Source organism: Allobosea sp. P5_A5 (assembly GCF_056400625.1).
On record NZ_JBFUKY010000002.1, the window covers coordinates 383,376 to 398,879 of the forward strand.

The 15,504-nt window shown below is 65.9% G+C and carries 14 protein-coding genes and 1 other RNA gene; 12 read left to right on the forward strand and 3 right to left on the reverse strand.

The window, feature by feature from the left end; translation table 11 throughout:
- Nucleotides 1-128: 128 nt before the first annotated feature.
- Both AC1DR6_RS05455 and AC1DR6_RS05460 read left to right on the forward strand, forming a co-directional pair.
- Nucleotides 129-431, forward strand: a complete 303-nt coding sequence (locus AC1DR6_RS05455; protein ID WP_476828171.1) for an alkylphosphonate utilization protein — start codon at nucleotides 129-131, stop codon at nucleotides 429-431.
- 162 nt (nucleotides 432-593) lie between these two features.
- Nucleotides 594-1,163, forward strand: a complete 570-nt coding sequence (locus AC1DR6_RS05460; protein WP_476828172.1) for a flavodoxin family protein — start codon at nucleotides 594-596, stop codon at nucleotides 1,161-1,163.
- A gap of 25 nt (nucleotides 1,164-1,188) precedes the next feature.
- Here the strand turns inward: AC1DR6_RS05460 and AC1DR6_RS05465 are convergent, their stop codons facing one another.
- From AC1DR6_RS05465 to AC1DR6_RS05475, 3 genes are all read right to left on the reverse strand, one after another.
- Nucleotides 1,189-2,115 carry a PAS domain-containing protein gene (locus AC1DR6_RS05465; RefSeq protein ID WP_476828442.1) on the reverse strand — a complete coding sequence of 309 codons (927 nt, stop codon included), beginning with the start codon at nucleotides 2,113-2,115 and terminating at the stop codon, nucleotides 1,189-1,191.
- An 84-nt stretch (nucleotides 2,116-2,199) separates the two neighbouring features.
- Nucleotides 2,200-2,988 (reverse strand): peptidoglycan recognition protein family protein, encoded by a 789-nt coding sequence (locus AC1DR6_RS05470; RefSeq protein ID WP_476828173.1) that lies wholly within the window; start codon nucleotides 2,986-2,988, stop codon nucleotides 2,200-2,202.
- A gap of 7 nt (nucleotides 2,989-2,995) precedes the next feature.
- Nucleotides 2,996-3,745: a TerB family tellurite resistance protein gene (locus AC1DR6_RS05475; RefSeq protein WP_476828174.1), complete on the reverse strand. Its 750-nt coding sequence runs from the start codon at nucleotides 3,743-3,745 to the stop codon at nucleotides 2,996-2,998.
- 413 nt (nucleotides 3,746-4,158) lie between these two features.
- On the opposite strand from AC1DR6_RS05475, the gene AC1DR6_RS05480 reads away from it, so the two are divergent.
- The 10 genes from AC1DR6_RS05480 to murD all read left to right on the forward strand — a co-directional run bounded on the left by AC1DR6_RS05480 (nucleotide 4,159) and on the right by murD (nucleotide 15,201).
- Entirely contained in the window at nucleotides 4,159-4,878 is a 720-nt protein-coding gene (locus AC1DR6_RS05480) for a lytic transglycosylase domain-containing protein (RefSeq protein ID WP_476828443.1), read from the forward strand.
- Between the two features lie 64 nt (nucleotides 4,879-4,942).
- Nucleotides 4,943-5,348, forward strand: an RNA gene (rnpB, locus tag AC1DR6_RS05485) — RNase P RNA component class A.
- A gap of 519 nt (nucleotides 5,349-5,867) precedes the next feature.
- Nucleotides 5,868-6,341, forward strand: a complete 474-nt coding sequence (locus tag AC1DR6_RS05490; RefSeq protein ID WP_476828175.1) for a division/cell wall cluster transcriptional repressor MraZ — start codon at nucleotides 5,868-5,870, stop codon at nucleotides 6,339-6,341.
- Nucleotides 6,338-7,378 (forward strand): 16S rRNA (cytosine(1402)-N(4))-methyltransferase RsmH, encoded by a 1,041-nt coding sequence (gene rsmH, locus AC1DR6_RS05495; protein WP_476828176.1) that lies wholly within the window; start codon nucleotides 6,338-6,340, stop codon nucleotides 7,376-7,378. Before AC1DR6_RS05490 ends, rsmH begins: the two co-directional genes overlap by 4 nt.
- Before the next feature lie 2 nt (nucleotides 7,379-7,380).
- Complete coding sequence (gene ftsL, locus AC1DR6_RS05500) at nucleotides 7,381-7,767, forward strand: cell division protein FtsL (RefSeq protein WP_476828177.1); 387 nt, start codon at nucleotides 7,381-7,383, stop codon at nucleotides 7,765-7,767.
- Nucleotides 7,764-9,542, forward strand: a complete 1,779-nt coding sequence (locus AC1DR6_RS05505; protein WP_476828178.1) for a peptidoglycan D,D-transpeptidase FtsI family protein — start codon at nucleotides 7,764-7,766, stop codon at nucleotides 9,540-9,542. The genes ftsL and AC1DR6_RS05505 overlap by 4 nt, the downstream gene beginning before the upstream one ends.
- Before the next feature lie 196 nt (nucleotides 9,543-9,738).
- Nucleotides 9,739-11,199, forward strand: a complete 1,461-nt coding sequence (locus AC1DR6_RS05510) for a UDP-N-acetylmuramoyl-L-alanyl-D-glutamate--2,6-diaminopimelate ligase (RefSeq protein WP_476828179.1) — start codon at nucleotides 9,739-9,741, stop codon at nucleotides 11,197-11,199.
- The gene (locus AC1DR6_RS05515; protein ID WP_476828180.1) at nucleotides 11,199-12,623 is read left to right on the forward strand and encodes a UDP-N-acetylmuramoylalanyl-D-glutamyl-2,6-diaminopimelate--D-alanyl-D-alanine ligase; all 1,425 of its coding nucleotides are present in this window, start codon (nucleotides 11,199-11,201) and stop codon (nucleotides 12,621-12,623) included. The genes AC1DR6_RS05510 and AC1DR6_RS05515 overlap by 1 nt, the downstream gene beginning before the upstream one ends.
- Before the next feature lie 54 nt (nucleotides 12,624-12,677).
- The gene (gene mraY / locus AC1DR6_RS05520) at nucleotides 12,678-13,760 is read left to right on the forward strand and encodes a phospho-N-acetylmuramoyl-pentapeptide-transferase (RefSeq protein ID WP_476828181.1); all 1,083 of its coding nucleotides are present in this window, start codon (nucleotides 12,678-12,680) and stop codon (nucleotides 13,758-13,760) included.
- A 10-nt stretch (nucleotides 13,761-13,770) separates the two neighbouring features.
- Nucleotides 13,771-15,201: a UDP-N-acetylmuramoyl-L-alanine--D-glutamate ligase gene (gene murD / locus AC1DR6_RS05525; RefSeq protein ID WP_476828182.1), complete on the forward strand. Its 1,431-nt coding sequence runs from the start codon at nucleotides 13,771-13,773 to the stop codon at nucleotides 15,199-15,201.
- Nucleotides 15,202-15,504 lie beyond the last annotated feature (303 nt).

Here is a 15,504-nt window from a genome sequence, read left to right on the forward strand (position 1 = left end):
CGTTTTGCCCGAGAATGACGCTTAGGGCTGCCGTATTGTACAGCTTCGCCGTGTTGAATTATCTGCGTTGCTCCGCTACGCAGCCGGGCCGGGCGCACCCGGCTGGTGAGCGAGCAGGTAGAACGGCCATGGCCGACGACGATTACGTTTACGACGAAGCGAGCGGCGAGTGGCGCCCGGCGTCGGAGGTGGCGGCTGTGACCGCCGCGGCCGGCAAGGTCGAGGTTCGGGATGCTGCCGGGACCGTTCTTACCGATGGCGATTCCGTGGTCCTGATCAAGGACCTCAAGGTGAAGGGCGCTGGCCAGACCTTGAAGCAAGGTACGGTGATCAAGACGATCCGGCTGACGGACGACCCGGAGGAAATCGACTGCCGGCACGATGCGATCAAGGGGCTGGTTTTGCGCACGGAGTTCGTCCGCAAGCGTTGAAGTCCGCGCAATTTGGCAGAGCCTCTGATAGTCCGGTGGCGGCTACCTTATTGCCTCGATGCCAGCGCCAGCCTGCAGGATTGCAATCGCGCAAGCGTTGAACTCGCCGCTGCGCTGCAACATCTTGCGGGCATTGTCAGCTTTCCCCAAAGGAGCCCACTCATGACCCAGATCGCCATCGTCTTCCACTCCGGCTACGGCCACACCAAGCGGGTCGCCGAACATGTCGCCAAGGGTGCGGGTGCGGAGGGGGCGAAGGTCGAGTTCGTTTCCATCGACGCCGAGGGCAATGTGCCGGAAAGCGCGTGGGAGATACTCAAGGCCTCCGACGCCATCATCTTCGGCTCGCCGACCTATATGGGCATGGTCTCCTGGCAGTTCAAAAAGTTCGCCGACGCCTCGTCCAAGCCTTGGTACACGATGGACTGGAAGGGCAAGATCGCGGCCGGCTTCACCAATTCCGCGACGCTGAACGGCGACAAGGGCAGCACGATCACCTATCTCTCGACGCTCGCGGCCCAGCATAAGATGCTCTGGACGGGCACCGGCATGCACCCCTCCAATGCCAAGGGTTCGACCCGCGACGACCTGAACAATCTCGGGGGCTATCTCGGCCTGCTGGTGACCTCTCCGTCCGATGCCTCGGTCGAAGAGATGGTCCCCGGCGATCTCAAGACGGCGGAAGCCTTCGGGCGCAACGTCGCCGATGTCGTCAAGAGCGTGAAGGGCTGAGCCCTCAGAGGTCCAGCCGAGCGGTTCACACGGTCGACAGCGGGCGGTCCAGTCGGGCGCCCGCGATCGGCCCATCGAACAGGCGGAGCTTCTCGCCGCCGGTGAGCCGGGCTGCTTTCAGCCCGGCTTCGGCGCCTGCGAACAATTGCTGGCGGGAGACGGCTTCACCGATGGCCGAGCCCGTCGCTGCACCGGCCGAAATGGTAAAATCGATGACGAAAGGTCCGTGCGAGACCGGGCGCTGCAACAGCCGGCGGGCGCTTTCGAGCATTCCGACCAGGCGACTGCGCTCCTGTGATACGGGCACGAGCAATCCGAAGCTCGTACCGATGAGACGCCCGGATGCGATCGCGTCGGGAAACAGTCGTGCCAGCCGTTGCTCCAGGCTTCGCATCACGCCCTCGCATGCGGCCGCCCCGTAAGTCGCCAGCAGATCGGCGGCGTCGTCGATCGCATAGATGACGAGTGCATGATCGCGCCCGTCCGTCCGCCCGTTATACCGCCGCAGAGCGTCTTCGAAGCCTTGCAGGAGCGTGTCAGGTGCAATCGCGCGGGGCTCGGCACTGCGTATGAGGTCGGTCCAGAGCGCTTTTTCGGCTGTGATGTCCTGTTTCGAGCCAAAAATCCGCGCCGGGCGGCCGTGACGATGCTCGACACCGACCAGGAGACGCATCCAGCGCCGCTGGCCATCGGCCGCCTTGAGCCGGCAATCCAGCGAGAAGGCCTGTCCGGTTGAGATGGCCCGGCTTCGAAGCCGGTTCATCTCGAGGCGCGACTGTTCCTCATAGAGATCGAGCGTGTCGCCGCGATGGATGGTGCTGCCGCGACGCAGGCCGAAAATGTCGTAGACGCCATCCGTCCAGGTCAAGGCCTGGCTGGCGAGCTGGCATTCCCACGCGCCGATGGCCCCCGGGCTGGGGGGCGACGGCGGCGGTTTTGGCAAGGTCGACATGGCGTTCAAGCAGGCTATCCCCCGATTGCCCATGCTTGAGCTTAAAGGGTCGCCGGTTAAGCGAACCTTGACTGCCGAAAGGATTCAGGCCGTCCGGGAGGGGGCACTGGCCGCTAGAAGATCCCGCAGCGTCGTGATCGTCGAGGCATCGGCCACGCCATCGACCTTGTCCTGCCGCCAATGTCGCTGGAAGGCGGCGACGACCGCCTCCGTCTTCTCGTCGAAAACACCATCGACCGCGAGACCGTAGCCCAGCATCGCAAACATCGCCTGCAGCGCCTCGACCGGCTGGCCGGTATCGCCCTTGCTGAAATAGCGCCCGCTTCGGATTGGGGCAGGTTGGCTCCAGAGGCCGACGCCGGCCTCCGCAAAATGCCGCCACGGAAACTTCTCGCCGGGATCGATCTTGCGGCCGGGCGCGATGTCGGAATGGGCCAGGACCCGCTCGGGCGGAATCGACCAACGCTCGCAGATGTCGCGGCTGAGGTTCAGCACGGCGGCGATCTGCTCGTCCGGGTAATCGGGCAGGCCGCCGGGATGGCCGGGGTTGGCGATCTCGATGCCGATGGAACAGGAGTTGATGTCGGTCTCGCCGGCCCAGTGAGAGGCGCCGGCATGCCAGGCGCGACGGTTCTCAGGCACGAGTTGAAGAGTGTGGCCGTTCTCGAAGACGAAATAATGCGAGGACACCTGCGCGATCGGATTGCACAGCCATTGCAGCGCTTCGCCGGCCAGACCCATGCCGGTATAATGCAGGATGAGCATGTCGGGCCGGCGTCCGGGCTCGCCGTCGCTTCGCTTGCGCTCGCCGTGATTGGGGGACGGAAAGATCTTGGCCGCGAAGCGGCTATCTGGTTCGGCTGTGTCGGTCATTCGCTGCTCAGGCCGGCTCGTGCGAGAGGCGGCGGCTCAGGCCCCGGTCATGGGAGATCCTGTCCCAGGCGGCATTGATCGCCGAGAGGCGCTTCGTGGCGGTGGCGACGGCCTCCTGCGGCAGGCCTCGGGCGATCTGGCGATCGGGGTGGTTCTCGGCAACGAGGCGGCGATAGTGCCGCTTCAGCTCGTCGTCGCCCATCTCCCGGCTGGCACCGATGATCAGATAGGGGTCGTCAGCCCTGCGGATGTGGCGAGCCTCGATCCGGCCGAAATCGGCTTCCGAAATGCCGAAGATCGCGGCGACGTCGCGAAGATAGGCATATTCCGCCTCATGCACGGCGCCATCGGCCGCGGCGATCAGAAACAGCCCGTCCAGCACGTCCTCCAGAAGGGCCGGCTCGTCCTTGAAATGCGCGGCGATCTGGCCGGCATAGGCCTCGAAGCCCGCGCTTGTCTCCTTAGCGAGGTCGAACAGCCGTGTGATGCGCGCTTCTTCGCCGGCCGGCACCGCAATGATCCGGCGAAAGGCCGTGACCTCGTCGCACGTTACGACACCATCCGAACGCGCCATTTTAGCGGCGAGCGCGACGAGGCCTGTCGTGAAGACCAGTTCGCGCGGGGCCGGGCCAAAAGGCGAGCCTTCACGATCGACCAGCACGTGGCCGGCGAATGCGCCGAGCAAGGCGCCGAGCGGGCCCCCGATCGCGAACCCGAGACCGCCGCCACCGAGTGCGCCCCAAAACGAAGAAGACATGGGAGGAAACAGAACTCCGAATAGAGCCGTCGCAAACCGACGGCCGTCCGCGCATCCGCTGCGCGCGACAACGGCGATGATGGGCGTTCGGCGCATCGCGATCAAGAGGAAGCAGGATGTCGCATAACGCGCATCGCTTCGTCCGGTTCCAAACATAAGCCTCGACAAATCCGAAAAAGGCGAAAACGGGGCAGGCCATTCGGCGACGTGATTCGCGATTTTGACGGCCTTGCCGGCAAAGCTTTTCGCCGGTGCCAATACATGGGAATACTCTACAGTCAAATAGAGATCAGGAAGGAAGTCGGCTGCGATATGCAGCGATTCTCTTTGGGTTGAGACAGATTATCGTCACATTCAACCAGCATTGGACCCCGCCACTCAGCGAGATGTGGCTCAGCAGGGTTTGAGTGATCATGAAGTATGTCTATGGCGGCCTGATCGCTGCGGTTCTGATTAGCCTCACCGGAGTGGCTTCGGCCGAGGAATTCGTGAACGCGGAGATGGACCCCAGGGCGATCATGGCGCGCGACGCGGAGATCGCCCGCCTGAAGGCCGAGGAGGCCAAGGGCGAGACGTCCACGGCGGAGGCGCCGCGTAAGGCGATGACCGCCAAGGAGCGCCGTGCGGCCAAGCTCGAAGCGCGCGCCTCGAAGGCTCGCGAGGCGGCCGGCTCCAAAGACATTGCCGCCGTCAAGACCGAGGACAAAGTGGCGCCGCAGGTGGACGCAGCAGCGGCCAAGCCGCTCGCCGCGCCGGTCGGGGGCGAGGGTCTGAAAGCGATCGTCGCGCGCCACGCCGCCGCCAACGGCGTCCCGTTCTCGCTTGCGGACGCCATCATCCGTGTCGAGAGCCGCTATAATCCACGCGCGGCCCATGCCGGCAATCTCGGCCTGATGCAGATTCGCCATCAGACGGCGCGGGGCATGGGGTATTCCGGCGGTGCCGGCGGCCTACTCGATGCCGAGACCAACGCGCGCTACGGCATGAAATACCTCGCTGAAGCCTATCGCATGGCCGGCGGCGACACCTGCCGCACCATCATGAAATATCAGAGCGGCCACATGGCGCTGCGCATGAGCGGCGCGAACCGGACCTATTGCGCCAAAGTGCGTACGATCACGGCGCGCAACTGACGCGGCCGAAGCTTTCGTGCCGCCGCGCTTGACGCCGGCGGCACCAGCGCGCATGTCCCCCTCGCCAGTCGGCTGGACGGCCGCTCTCGCTTGCGAGGGAGGAAAGTCCGGGCTCCATGGAAACACGGTGCCGGATAACGTCCGGCGGGGGCGACCCCAGGGAAAGCGCCACAGAGATCGAACCGCCCCGGACCTGAAGTTTCGACTTTGGGCCCGAGGTAAGGGTGAAAAGGTGCGGTAAGAGCGCACCGCGGACCCGGCAACGGGGACGGCACGGCAAGCCCCACCGGGAGCAAAACCGAATAGGGACGATGCTCTCCGCGCAAGCGGGGAGGGGCCGGTTTCCGGGCCCTGTCGTCCGGGTTGGTTGCTCGAGGCGCGCAGCAATGTGCGTCCCAGAGGAATGGCCGTCACGTCGGGGGAGCGATCCTTCGGCCCTACAGAACCCGGCTTACAGGCCGACTGGCACTTCGACCTCCGTCTTCCGTCCCAAGGCACATCCAGCGTGGTCTTCCACGCTTGCGATGGTCGCCGACCGATGCCGCGTCGCACCAGCCGTCGAAGGCGGGCCTGCGCTTGTGGCGAAGCGAGTGACGGCCTGGCCTCGCGCGCGGACAGCGCTTCGAACGCGCCCGACCCCAATCGCGCGTTTGCAAATTTTTTTGGCCGGATCAGCGCCGGCGGCCACGTGCCGCTATTTGAAAGCGCGCCGAATTCCTCGTGGTTACCGGACCTTAACCTTAACAGGCTGTGATGTTCCTGAGCCATCGCCGAAGCCCTTCCGGGCCGGCGATTCCATTGACGCCCATGGTAGCCCATGCTATCCCAAATCATCCCGTCGAAGCCGGCAGGCAAGTCGTCGATCAGGGTCCGTGTGCCGCGCGGAAATTGGTCGCCAGATGCGTCTTGCCTGCTTCGACGGGAGGCTACTCCGCCCCTCGCTTCGCGTGGCGGCGCCGTCGTGAAGAGCAGGCCGGGAGGCGGCGTTGATGGACCGCTTCGTCTCGAACTTCACCAATCGGCTGGACGCCAAGGGCCGCGTCTCCATTCCCTCGAGTTTCCGCTCCGTGTTGGCCAAGGACGGCTACGAGGGGCTTTATATTCACCAGGCGCTGGATCTGCCGGCGCTGGACGCGGGCGGGCACGCCCTGCGGACGACGATCGACGAGATCCTGTCGCGCTTCTCGCCCTTCTCGGACGAGTGGGAACTGCTCTCGACGGCGCTGAACGGCACCTCCGAGGTCGTCAGGGTCGATCCGGAAGGGCGCATGATGCTGAGCGAGACGTTGAAGGCACATGCCGGCATCGGCGATGCAGTGACCTTCGTCGGCCACGGCCACAAATTCCAGATCTGGGAGCCCGAGCGCTTTCGTGCTCATCTCGACGCGGCCCGCTCACGGCTGCGCGACGTGAAGCGCGCGCTCGGCTCCCTGCCACCATCGACGGGAGGTGCGAGCCCATGACGAACCATGGCGACCGTTCAGACGGAGCCATTGGCGGACCGGTTCGTCATGTGCCCGTGCTTCTCGCAGAGGTTCTGAACGCGCTTTCGCCGAAGGCCGGCGGGCGCTATCTCGACGGCACCTTCGGGGCGGGCGGCTACAGCCGCGCGATCCTGGAAGCCGCGCCCGATACCACGCTGCTCGCGCTCGATCGCGACCCCCGAGCGGTTGCCGGCGGCGCCGATCTCGTGACGGCGATGGCCGGACGCCTGACAGTCGCGCAGGCCCGCTTCAGCGATCTCGCCGCCGAGGCGGAGCGTTTCGAGATGGCGCCTCTAGACGGCGTCGTGCTCGACATCGGCGTGTCCTCCATGCAGATCGACGAAGCCGAGCGCGGCTTCTCGTTTCGCTTCGACGGGCCGCTGGACATGCGCATGAGCGGCGATGGGCAAAGCGCGGCCGACCTCGTCAACGAGGCGGAGGAGGCGCTGCTCGCCGACATCTTCTACCATTACGGCGAGGAACGGCGCTCGCGCGGCGTGGCCCGCGCCGTGATCGAGGCCCGCCGCAAGGCGCCGCTGACCACGACCAAGCAACTGGCCGATCTCGTCGCCAGCATCGTCTGGGCCGAGCCCGGCGGCGCCCATCCGGCCACCCGGGTGTTTCAGGCACTGCGCATCGCGGTGAATGACGAACTCGGCGAGCTTGTCGCGGCGCTGCATGGGGCGGAGGCCGCGCTGAAGCCGGGCGGCCGGCTTGTCGTCGTCACCTTTCATTCGCTCGAGGACCGGATCGTCAAGCAGTTCCTCGCCGAGCGCTCCGGCAAGGTCTCGGCCGGATCGCGTCATGCGCCGGCCGTAGCGGTGGCGCAGCCAACCTTCCGGCTGGTCGAGCGCGGCGCGGTCGGTCCCTCTGAAGCCGAGACGCGGGCCAATCCACGTTCCCGTTCCGCCAAGCTGCGCGCCGCCGAACGCCTTGAGACGCCGCCGCGCCGGGCGGAAGCCGGGCTCGTCGCGCTCGCCGGCCTTCCCCAACCATCGCCGCGCCGGAGAAGCTGAGCGTGATCAAGTTTCTCCATGCCATCGCCATTTGCGCGCTCGTGTCGTCGGCGGTCTATGCCTACACCATCAAATACGAGACGACGCTGGCGACCGAGCAGCTGCAAAAGCTCAAGACCAAGACCCAGCGCGAGCGCGATGCCATTCAGGTGTTGAAGGCCGAGTGGCAGTTCCTCGATCGGCCTGACCGCATCCAGACGCTGGCCGACCGCCATCTCGATCTGCAGCCCTTCCAGGCGACCCAGGTTGTCGTTCCCTCCGAGATTCCGAACCGTGGGCCGAAGGTCGACACGATCGGCCGCAAGCTGGAAGACCTCGGGCTGGGCCTGCCGACCGAGACGCCGCGCGATCGCAAGGCGAGCGCGACCACGCCCGGAGCCATGCCATGACCGAGCAGACCCCCAGCGACTCCCCAGCTCCCATCCCCGAGGTGGCGAGCGCGGCTGCCGTGCGGCCTTCGCGCATCGAGTGGCTGCGCGACGTTTTCCGCATGAGCGGCCACAAGGCGCAGCCCCGCGTCGGCCTCGTCATCCTCGGCTTCTCGGTGCTGTTTCTGGCGATTACGGGGCGGCTTGCGGTGCTGGCCTCGTTCCCGCCGGAGCAGGTCGGCATCCGGCGCGCGGCCTCGACCGCGATCTCGGCCGCGCGGCCCGACATCATCGACCGCAACGGCGACATCCTCGCCACCGATATCGGCGTGGTCTCGGTCTTCGCCGAGCCGCGCAAGATTCTCGACAAGGATGAGGCGACGGAGCTGCTGACGGCCGTCCTTCCAGACCTCGACGCCAAGGATCTGCGCGACAAGCTCGGCACCAAGAAGGGCTTCGTCTGGGTCAAGCGCGAGATCACGCCGCGCCAGCAGGCTGAAGTGTACCGGCTCGGCATTCCGGGCGTCGGCTTCCTGCCCGAGCACAAACGGTTTTATCCCAACGGCCCGGCCGCCGCTCACATCCTCGGCTTTGCCAATGTCGACAATATCGGCATTGCCGGAATGGAGAAATACATCGACTCGCAAGGGCTGCAGGACCTGAACGGTGCCGGGATGGCAACCGAGGCCAGCGATCTGAAGCCGGTGCAGCTCTCGCTCGACCTGCGCATCCAGCATCTGCTGCGCGACGAACTCGTCAACGGCATGGCCCGGTTCAAGGCGATCGCGGCTGCGGGCGCAATCATGGACGTGAACACCGGCGAGGTGCTCGGATTGGTCTCGCTGCCGGACTTCGACCCGAACAACCCGGTCGACGCGCTGGAGAAGGACCGGATCAACCGGATGAATGTCGGCGTCTACGAGATGGGCTCGACCTTCAAGGCGCTGACCATCGCGATGGCGCTGGATTCCGGCAAGGTCAACATCAATTCCAGCTTCTCGACCGCCGGCGGCATGATGCGGTTCGGGCGACAGGTCATCAAGGAATACCACGGCACCGGCCGGACCCTGACGGTGCCGGAGGTGTTCCTGCACTCGTCCAATATGGGCTCGATCAAGATGGCGCTCGCTGTCGGCGTCGAGGGGCACAAGGCCTTTCTCAAAAAGATGATGCAGCTCGACCGCATGCAGACCGAGCTGCCTGAGAGCGCGGCACCGATCGTTCCGCAGCGCTGGGGCGAGATCAACACCGCGACCATCGCCTTCGGCCACGGCCTCGCGGTGGCGCCGATCCAGGCGATGGCGGCCGTCTCCGCGCTGGTCAATGGTGGCTATCTGATGAAACCGACCTTCCTGAAGCGCACGCAGGAAGACGCGATGAAGGTCGCGACGCGGGTGATCAAGCCGGAGACCTCGGAAGCCCTTCGTTTCATCATGCGCGTCAACGGCGAGAAGGGCTCGGCCAAGAAGGCCGATATTCCCGGCTATTTCGTCGGCGGAAAGACCGGTACGGCCGAAAAGGTCATTGGCGGGCGCTATTCGAAGACCAAGAACTTCACCACCTTCACGGCGATCATCCCTGCCGACAAACCTCGCTTCCTGTTCCTGGCGATCTATGACGAACCGAAGGGCTATGCCGAAAGCGGCGGCTATTCGACCGCAGCCTGGAATGGCGGTGTCACCACCGGCAAGCTGATCGAGCGCGCAGCCCCGCTGCTTGGCGTCGTGCCACGCTTCGACCCGCCGCCGTCGCCGTTCCCGCTGATGGCGAAGCTTGGAGCGTGGGGCTCGCGGTAAGGTTGGGTCTCGGCGACGAATGGTCGTTGACGGGCGTCATGCTCGGGCTTGCCCCGAGCATCTCCTGACGATAGGGCGCAAGACAGCGCCTCGATATGGACGGCGCGGCGCCTTGTCCTGGACGAGATTCTCGGGTCTGCGCTCCGCTTCGCCCGAGAATGACGGCCACGTCTTCGCATCGGCAAAGGTACCGGTTTTGACAGACGCCATCACATACAGGCTGCAGGACCTCTTTCCCGGCAGCTTCGATGCCGACACCGCCAGCCGGCGGGTCCACGGCATCGCTTTCGACAGCCGCAAGGTAACCGGTGGCTATGTCTTCGTCGCGCTCGCTGGCGCCAAGACCGATGGCGGGCGCTTCATCGCGGATGCGGTCGCTCGTGGGGCCGTGGCGGTGGTTTCCGGCCAGCCGCGCCCGGTCGATCTACCCGCTGACGTTGCTTTCGCTGAGGTCGATGATCCCAGGCTCGCTCTGTCGCTGGCTGCGGCGAAAGTCCATCCGCGCCAGCCGGAAACCATCGTCGCGGTCACCGGCACCAGCGGCAAATCCTCCGTCGCCGATTTCACGCGGCAGATTTTCCAGGCGCTGGGACATGAGGCGGCCAGCGTCGGCACGATCGGCGTGGTGACGAGCAAGGGTGCCGATTACGGTTCCCTGACGACGCCCGATCCACTTTCGCTGCACGCCACCCTCGACAAGCTGGCCGGGGAGGGCGTCACGCATCTGGCGATGGAGGCCTCTTCGCACGGGCTCGACCAGCACCGGCTCGACGGGGTGCGGCTGAAGGCCGGCGCCTTCCTTAATCTCGGGCGCGACCATCTCGACTATCATCCGACCGTCGAGAATTATCTCGCTGCCAAGCTGCGGCTGTGGGATTTGCTGCCGGCCGGCGCGCCGGTCGTGATCAACCGCGACGAGCCTTATGCGGAAGAAGCTGCGCGGGCGGCGGAGGCCAGTGGGCATCCGATCATCGGCGTCGGCCGCAAAGGCGAGACGCTGACCCTGCTGGCCAATGAGCGGGATGGTTTCGTGCAGCGGCTGACCCTCGGTTTCGATGGCGAGCAACTTTCGGTTTCGCTGCCGCTGGTCGGCGATTTCATGGCGGGGAATGCGCTTGTCGCGGCCGGACTTGCAATCGCGAGCGGAGCGGACAAGGCGCGGGCACTCGGTGCGATCTCGAAACTCGAAGGCGTCTCCGGGCGGCTGGAGCGCATCGGCGAGGCCAATGGAGGGCTCGTCGTCGTCGACTTCGCCCACAAGCCGGACGCGCTCGCGGCGGTGCTGACCACGCTTCGGCCTTATGCCACCGGGCGGCTGATCTGCGTTTTCGGCTGCGGCGGCGATCGCGACAGGGGCAAGCGGCCGCTGATGGGCGCGATCGCGGCTGAAAAGGCCGACATCGCCATCGTCACCGACGACAATCCGCGCAGCGAGGACCCAGCGACGATCCGGGCCGAGATCATGGCCGCGTCGCCCAAGCTCGGCGAGATCGGCGGGCGCGAGGAGGCGATCCGCGCCACTGTTGCGATGCTGAAGCCGGGGGATTTGCTGGTCGTGGCCGGCAAAGGCCATGAAACCGGCCAGATCATAGGCGACCGGACACTGCCTTTCTCGGACCAGGACGTGGTTCGAAAAGCGCTATCGGAGATTGGATGATGAGCGGCCCTCTCTGGACCGGCGACCAACTGATCGCGGCGCTTGGCGCGAAAGCGGACGGGGCGGTGCCGCAGGCCGTGACCGGCGCCTCGATCGATACGCGCACATTGGAGCCGGGAGACGCGTTCTTCGCCATTACCGGCGAGACGCGCAATGGGCATGATTTCGTCAAGGCGGCGCTGGAGAAGGGCGCGGCGCTCGCGGTGGTCGACGAGGCTCACGCTTCGCAGTTTGCGGGCACCGGCGCGCTGGCGGTGGCGCCGGACGTGCTGAAGGCGATGGAGAAGGCGGGCTCCGCGCGTCGCGCCGCGCTGAAGGCCGGTGTGGTTTCCGTCACGGGCTCGGTTGGCAAGACCGGTACGAAGGAGGCGCTGCGCCTCGTGCTGTCCCGTCAGGGCAAGACCCATGCGCCCGTCGCCTCCTACAACAATCATTGGGGTGTGCCGCTAACGCTGGTGCGCACGCCAGTCGATGTCGCCTACGGCGTCTACGAGATCGGCATGAACGGCCCCGGCGAGATCGTGCCTCTGGCGCGGCTGGTGCGCCCGCAGGTTTCGATCGTCACCACGATCGCACCGGTGCATCTGGCCGCTTTTGCCTCGCTGGAAGGCATCGCGGAAGAAAAGGCCGGCGTGTTCTGGGAGCTGGAAAAGGGCGGCACGGCCATCATCAACGCCGATATTCCGCAATCGCAACTCCTGCGGGACATCGCCAGATCGGGCCCGGCCGGCGAGATTCTGACTTTCGGCGAGAGCCCGGATGCGGATGTACGATTAATCTCCTGCGCGCTCAAAGCCGATATGTCGACGGTGGAAGCGCGGGTGCTGGGCGAGCCGGTGACCTATCGCCTCGGCAGCCCAGGCCGCCACATCGTGCTGAATTCGCTGGCGGTGCTGGCAGCGGTGAAGGCGCTCGGCGCCGATCTCGCGCTCGCTGCGCTGGCGCTCGGCGATCTCACGCCGCCGGCCGGACGCGGCGCGCGGCAGCGGCTGCAGGTGCCCGGCGGCACGCTGACGCTGCTCGACGAAAGCTACAACGGCAACCCCGCCTCGATGCGCGCCGCGATCGAGAATCTCGGCCGCCTTCCGGTCGCGAGCAGGGGCCGTCGCATCGCCGTGCTCGGCGACATGCTGGAGCTTGGGCCGACAGGTGGCGAGCTGCATAAGGGGTTGGCCGAACCGCTGGCTTCGAACCGGATCGACAGCGTTTTCGCCTGCGGGCCGCTGATGAAAGGCCTCTACGAAAGCTTGCCTTCGGCCATGCGGGGGGCTTATGCCGACGACGCGGCCGCGCTCGAGCCGCTGGTGCTCGATGCGTTGCGGGCCGGCGATGTCGTCACGGTGAAGGGCTCGCTGGGCTCGCGCATGGGGCCCATCGTGAAGGCGCTGCTCGCGCGCTTTCCCACCATGCCTGCCGAAGACTGACTTCACATCCACCGACGCGCGCCGCGCCGGCCGATTTTCAAGAGACGCCAAGACATGCTCACGTGGCTAGCCGATTTTTCCGGCACCTTCCCGATCCTGAACGTCTTCCGCTACATCACCTTCCGGGCGGGCGGGGCGACGGCGACGGCGCTGCTGTTCGTGTTCTTCTTCGGGCCGGCGGCGATCTCCTGGCTCCGGATCAAGCAGGGCAAGGGCCAGCCGATCCGCACGGACGGGCCTGAGACGCATCTGGCCAAGCGCGGCACGCCGACCATGGGCGGGCTGATGATCATGTCCGGGCTGTTCGCTGCCGTGCTGCTCTGGGGCAATTTGCGCAACGCCTATGTCTGGATCGTGCTTGGCGTGACGGCGGCCTATGGCGCTATCGGCTTCTATGACGACTTCCTGAAGGTGACGAAGCAGTCGCATAAGGGCTTTTCCGGCAAGGCGCGCATCGGCCTCGAGGTCGTGGTGGCGCTGATCGCCTGCTACCTCGTGATGCAGACGCAGCCGACGGCGATCTCGTCGGGTTTCGCGATGCCCTTCCTCAAGGACGCGATCATCCCGCTCGGCATCCTGTTTCCGGTCGTGACGGCCTTCGTGGTCGTCGGCGCCGGCAACTCCGTGAACCTGACGGACGGGCTCGACGGGCTCGCTATCGTGCCGGTGATGATCGCGGCCGGCACCTTCGGCTTCATCTCCTATCTCGTCGGCAATGCGATCTTCGCCAATTACCTCCAGATCAACCATGTGCCGGGCTCGGGCGAACTCGCGGTCATCTGCGGCGCGGTCATCGGGGCCGGCCTCGGCTTTCTTTGGTTCAACGCCCCGCCAGCGCAGATCTTCATGGGCGATACCGGTTCGCTGGGGCTGGGCGGCCTGCTCGGCACCATCGCAGTCGCGACCAAGCACGAGATCGTGCTGGCGATCGTCGGCGGGCTGTTCGTGGTCGAGGCGCTGTCGGTGATCATTCAGGTCGGCGTGTTCAAGCGCACCGGCAAACGGGTATTTTTGATGGCGCCGATCCACCACCATTTCGAGAAGCTGGGCTGGACCGAGCCGCAGGTGGTGATCCGTTTCTGGATCATTTCGGTCGTGCTGGCGCTGGTCGGCCTCTCGACGCTCAAGCTGCGCTGAGAGCCCTCGCATGACCCCCGTCACGGTCTTCGCCGGGCGCAAGGTCGCCCTCTTCGGCCTCGGCGGCTCGGGGATCGTCACGGCGTTGTCGCTCGTGGCCGGCGGCGCCGCGGTTGCGGCATGGGATGACAATGCGGCGAGTCGGGAGAGAGCCGTGGCGCAAGGCATCGCCATTGTCGATCTGAGCGCCTGCGACTGGTCTCATTTCGCGGCGTTGATCCTGGCGCCGGGTGTGCCGCTGACGCATCCGCAACCGCACTGGACGGCGGAGAAAGCGTATGCGGCCGGCGTCGAGATCATCGGCGACATCGAACTGTTCTTCCGTGAGCGGGCGCAGACGGTACCGGGCTCGCCTGTCGTCTGCATTACCGGGACCAACGGCAAATCGACCACGACCGCGCTGATCGCGCATGTGCTCAGGGCGGCCGGGCGTGACGTGCAGATGGGCGGCAATATCGGCACTGCCGTGCTGGCGCTCGAGCCGCCGGCCGCCGGCCGCATCCACGTCATCGAATGCTCTACGTTTCAAATCGACCTGGCCCCTTCCATCAAACCCAGCGTCGGCATTCAGCTGAACCTCACGCCCGACCACCTCGACCGACACGGCTCCCTTCAGAACTATGCTGCGATCAAGGAGCGGCTGGTGGCCGCTGCCGACGTCGCGATCATCGGCGTCGATGACGAGCCGTCGCGGCAGATGGCGGGGCGCCGGGCCATAACCGGCAGGCCTCTGGTTCGTATCAGTGGCGATGAGCCACTCGATAAAGGCGTCTTCGCTCAGGTCGAGGAGCGGGGCGGGCAGCAGGAGACGCAGATCGTCGAGGCCCAGGGCGGCGAGCGCCACCTCGTCGCGAGCCTCGCCGGCATCGGCTCGCTGCGCGGCTCGCACAATGCGCAGAATGCGGCGGCTGCCTTTGCGGCCTGCGCCGCACTGGGCGTGAGCGCCGAAGACATCGCGGCGGGCTTCAAGAGCTATCCGGGGCTCGCGCACCGCATGGAAGAGCTCGGGCGCATCGGCCGCGTCGTCTTCATCAACGATTCCAAGGCGACCAATGCGGACTCGACCGAGAAGGCTCTGACTTCGTTTCGCGGCATCTTCTGGATCCTCGGCGGCAAGGCCAAGGAGGGCGGCATCGACAGCTTGCGCCGCTACTTCCCCAACATCGCCAAGGCCTATCTGATCGGCGCAGCGAGCGATCTGTTCGCCGACACCTTCGACGACGAGGGCAGCGTGACATATGAGCGCAGCGTCTCGCTCGACAAGGCGGTGGCCGCTGCAACAAGGGATGCCCTGACCCAGGCCGGAGAGGGCGAGATCGCCGTGCTGCTCTCGCCGGCCTGCGCCTCCTACGACCAGTTCGCGAATTTCGAGGTTCGTGGGGAGGCGTTCAGGCAGCTCGTGCAGGCGCAGCCGGGATTTGAGAGGTTTGGCGGGCGATAGATCATGCCCGCAAGGGGCTGACCGCTGACGTTCGCGGAAACCCCCGCTCGATGGCGCAGCCTCGCCACAGCAAGGCGGGACACATCGATCGCCCCGGAAACGACATCCGACACCGATCACCGGGAGCGGCGGAGGCTCATCGCATGCCGCTATATCCCTTGGGTCCACCTGGTTGCTCAAGCCCCAGGCCATGACCGAAAACCACGCTTACGAAGGCGCGGTTCGACGGCCCTAAACTCGCCTTTAACCTCGATCGTTCATCCCTCAGACCGGTTGTGGCTTCGCGCGGCTCTACCTGCGGCT

Coding starts and splice junctions, on each gene's coding strand:
- AC1DR6_RS05465 (WP_476828442.1), bottom strand. CDS start 2,115: ATGTCGACCTTGCCAAAACCGCCGCCGTCGCCCCCCAGCCCGGGGGCC.
- AC1DR6_RS05460 (WP_476828172.1), top strand. CDS start 594: ATGACCCAGATCGCCATCGTCTTCCACTCCGGCTACGGCCACACCAAG.
- murD (WP_476828182.1), top strand. CDS start 13,771: ATGACCCCCGTCACGGTCTTCGCCGGGCGCAAGGTCGCCCTCTTCGGC.
- AC1DR6_RS05475 (WP_476828174.1), bottom strand. CDS start 3,745: ATGTCTTCTTCGTTTTGGGGCGCACTCGGTGGCGGCGGTCTCGGGTTC.
- AC1DR6_RS05505 (WP_476828178.1), top strand. CDS start 7,764: ATGACCGAGCAGACCCCCAGCGACTCCCCAGCTCCCATCCCCGAGGTG.
- AC1DR6_RS05470 (WP_476828173.1), bottom strand. CDS start 2,988: ATGACCGACACAGCCGAACCAGATAGCCGCTTCGCGGCCAAGATCTTT.
- AC1DR6_RS05455 (WP_476828171.1), top strand. CDS start 129: ATGGCCGACGACGATTACGTTTACGACGAAGCGAGCGGCGAGTGGCGC.
- AC1DR6_RS05490 (WP_476828175.1), top strand. CDS start 5,868: ATGGACCGCTTCGTCTCGAACTTCACCAATCGGCTGGACGCCAAGGGC.
- AC1DR6_RS05515 (WP_476828180.1), top strand. CDS start 11,199: ATGAGCGGCCCTCTCTGGACCGGCGACCAACTGATCGCGGCGCTTGGC.
- rsmH (WP_476828176.1), top strand. CDS start 6,338: ATGACGAACCATGGCGACCGTTCAGACGGAGCCATTGGCGGACCGGTT.
- mraY (WP_476828181.1), top strand. CDS start 12,678: ATGCTCACGTGGCTAGCCGATTTTTCCGGCACCTTCCCGATCCTGAAC.
- AC1DR6_RS05480 (WP_476828443.1), top strand. CDS start 4,159: ATGAAGTATGTCTATGGCGGCCTGATCGCTGCGGTTCTGATTAGCCTC.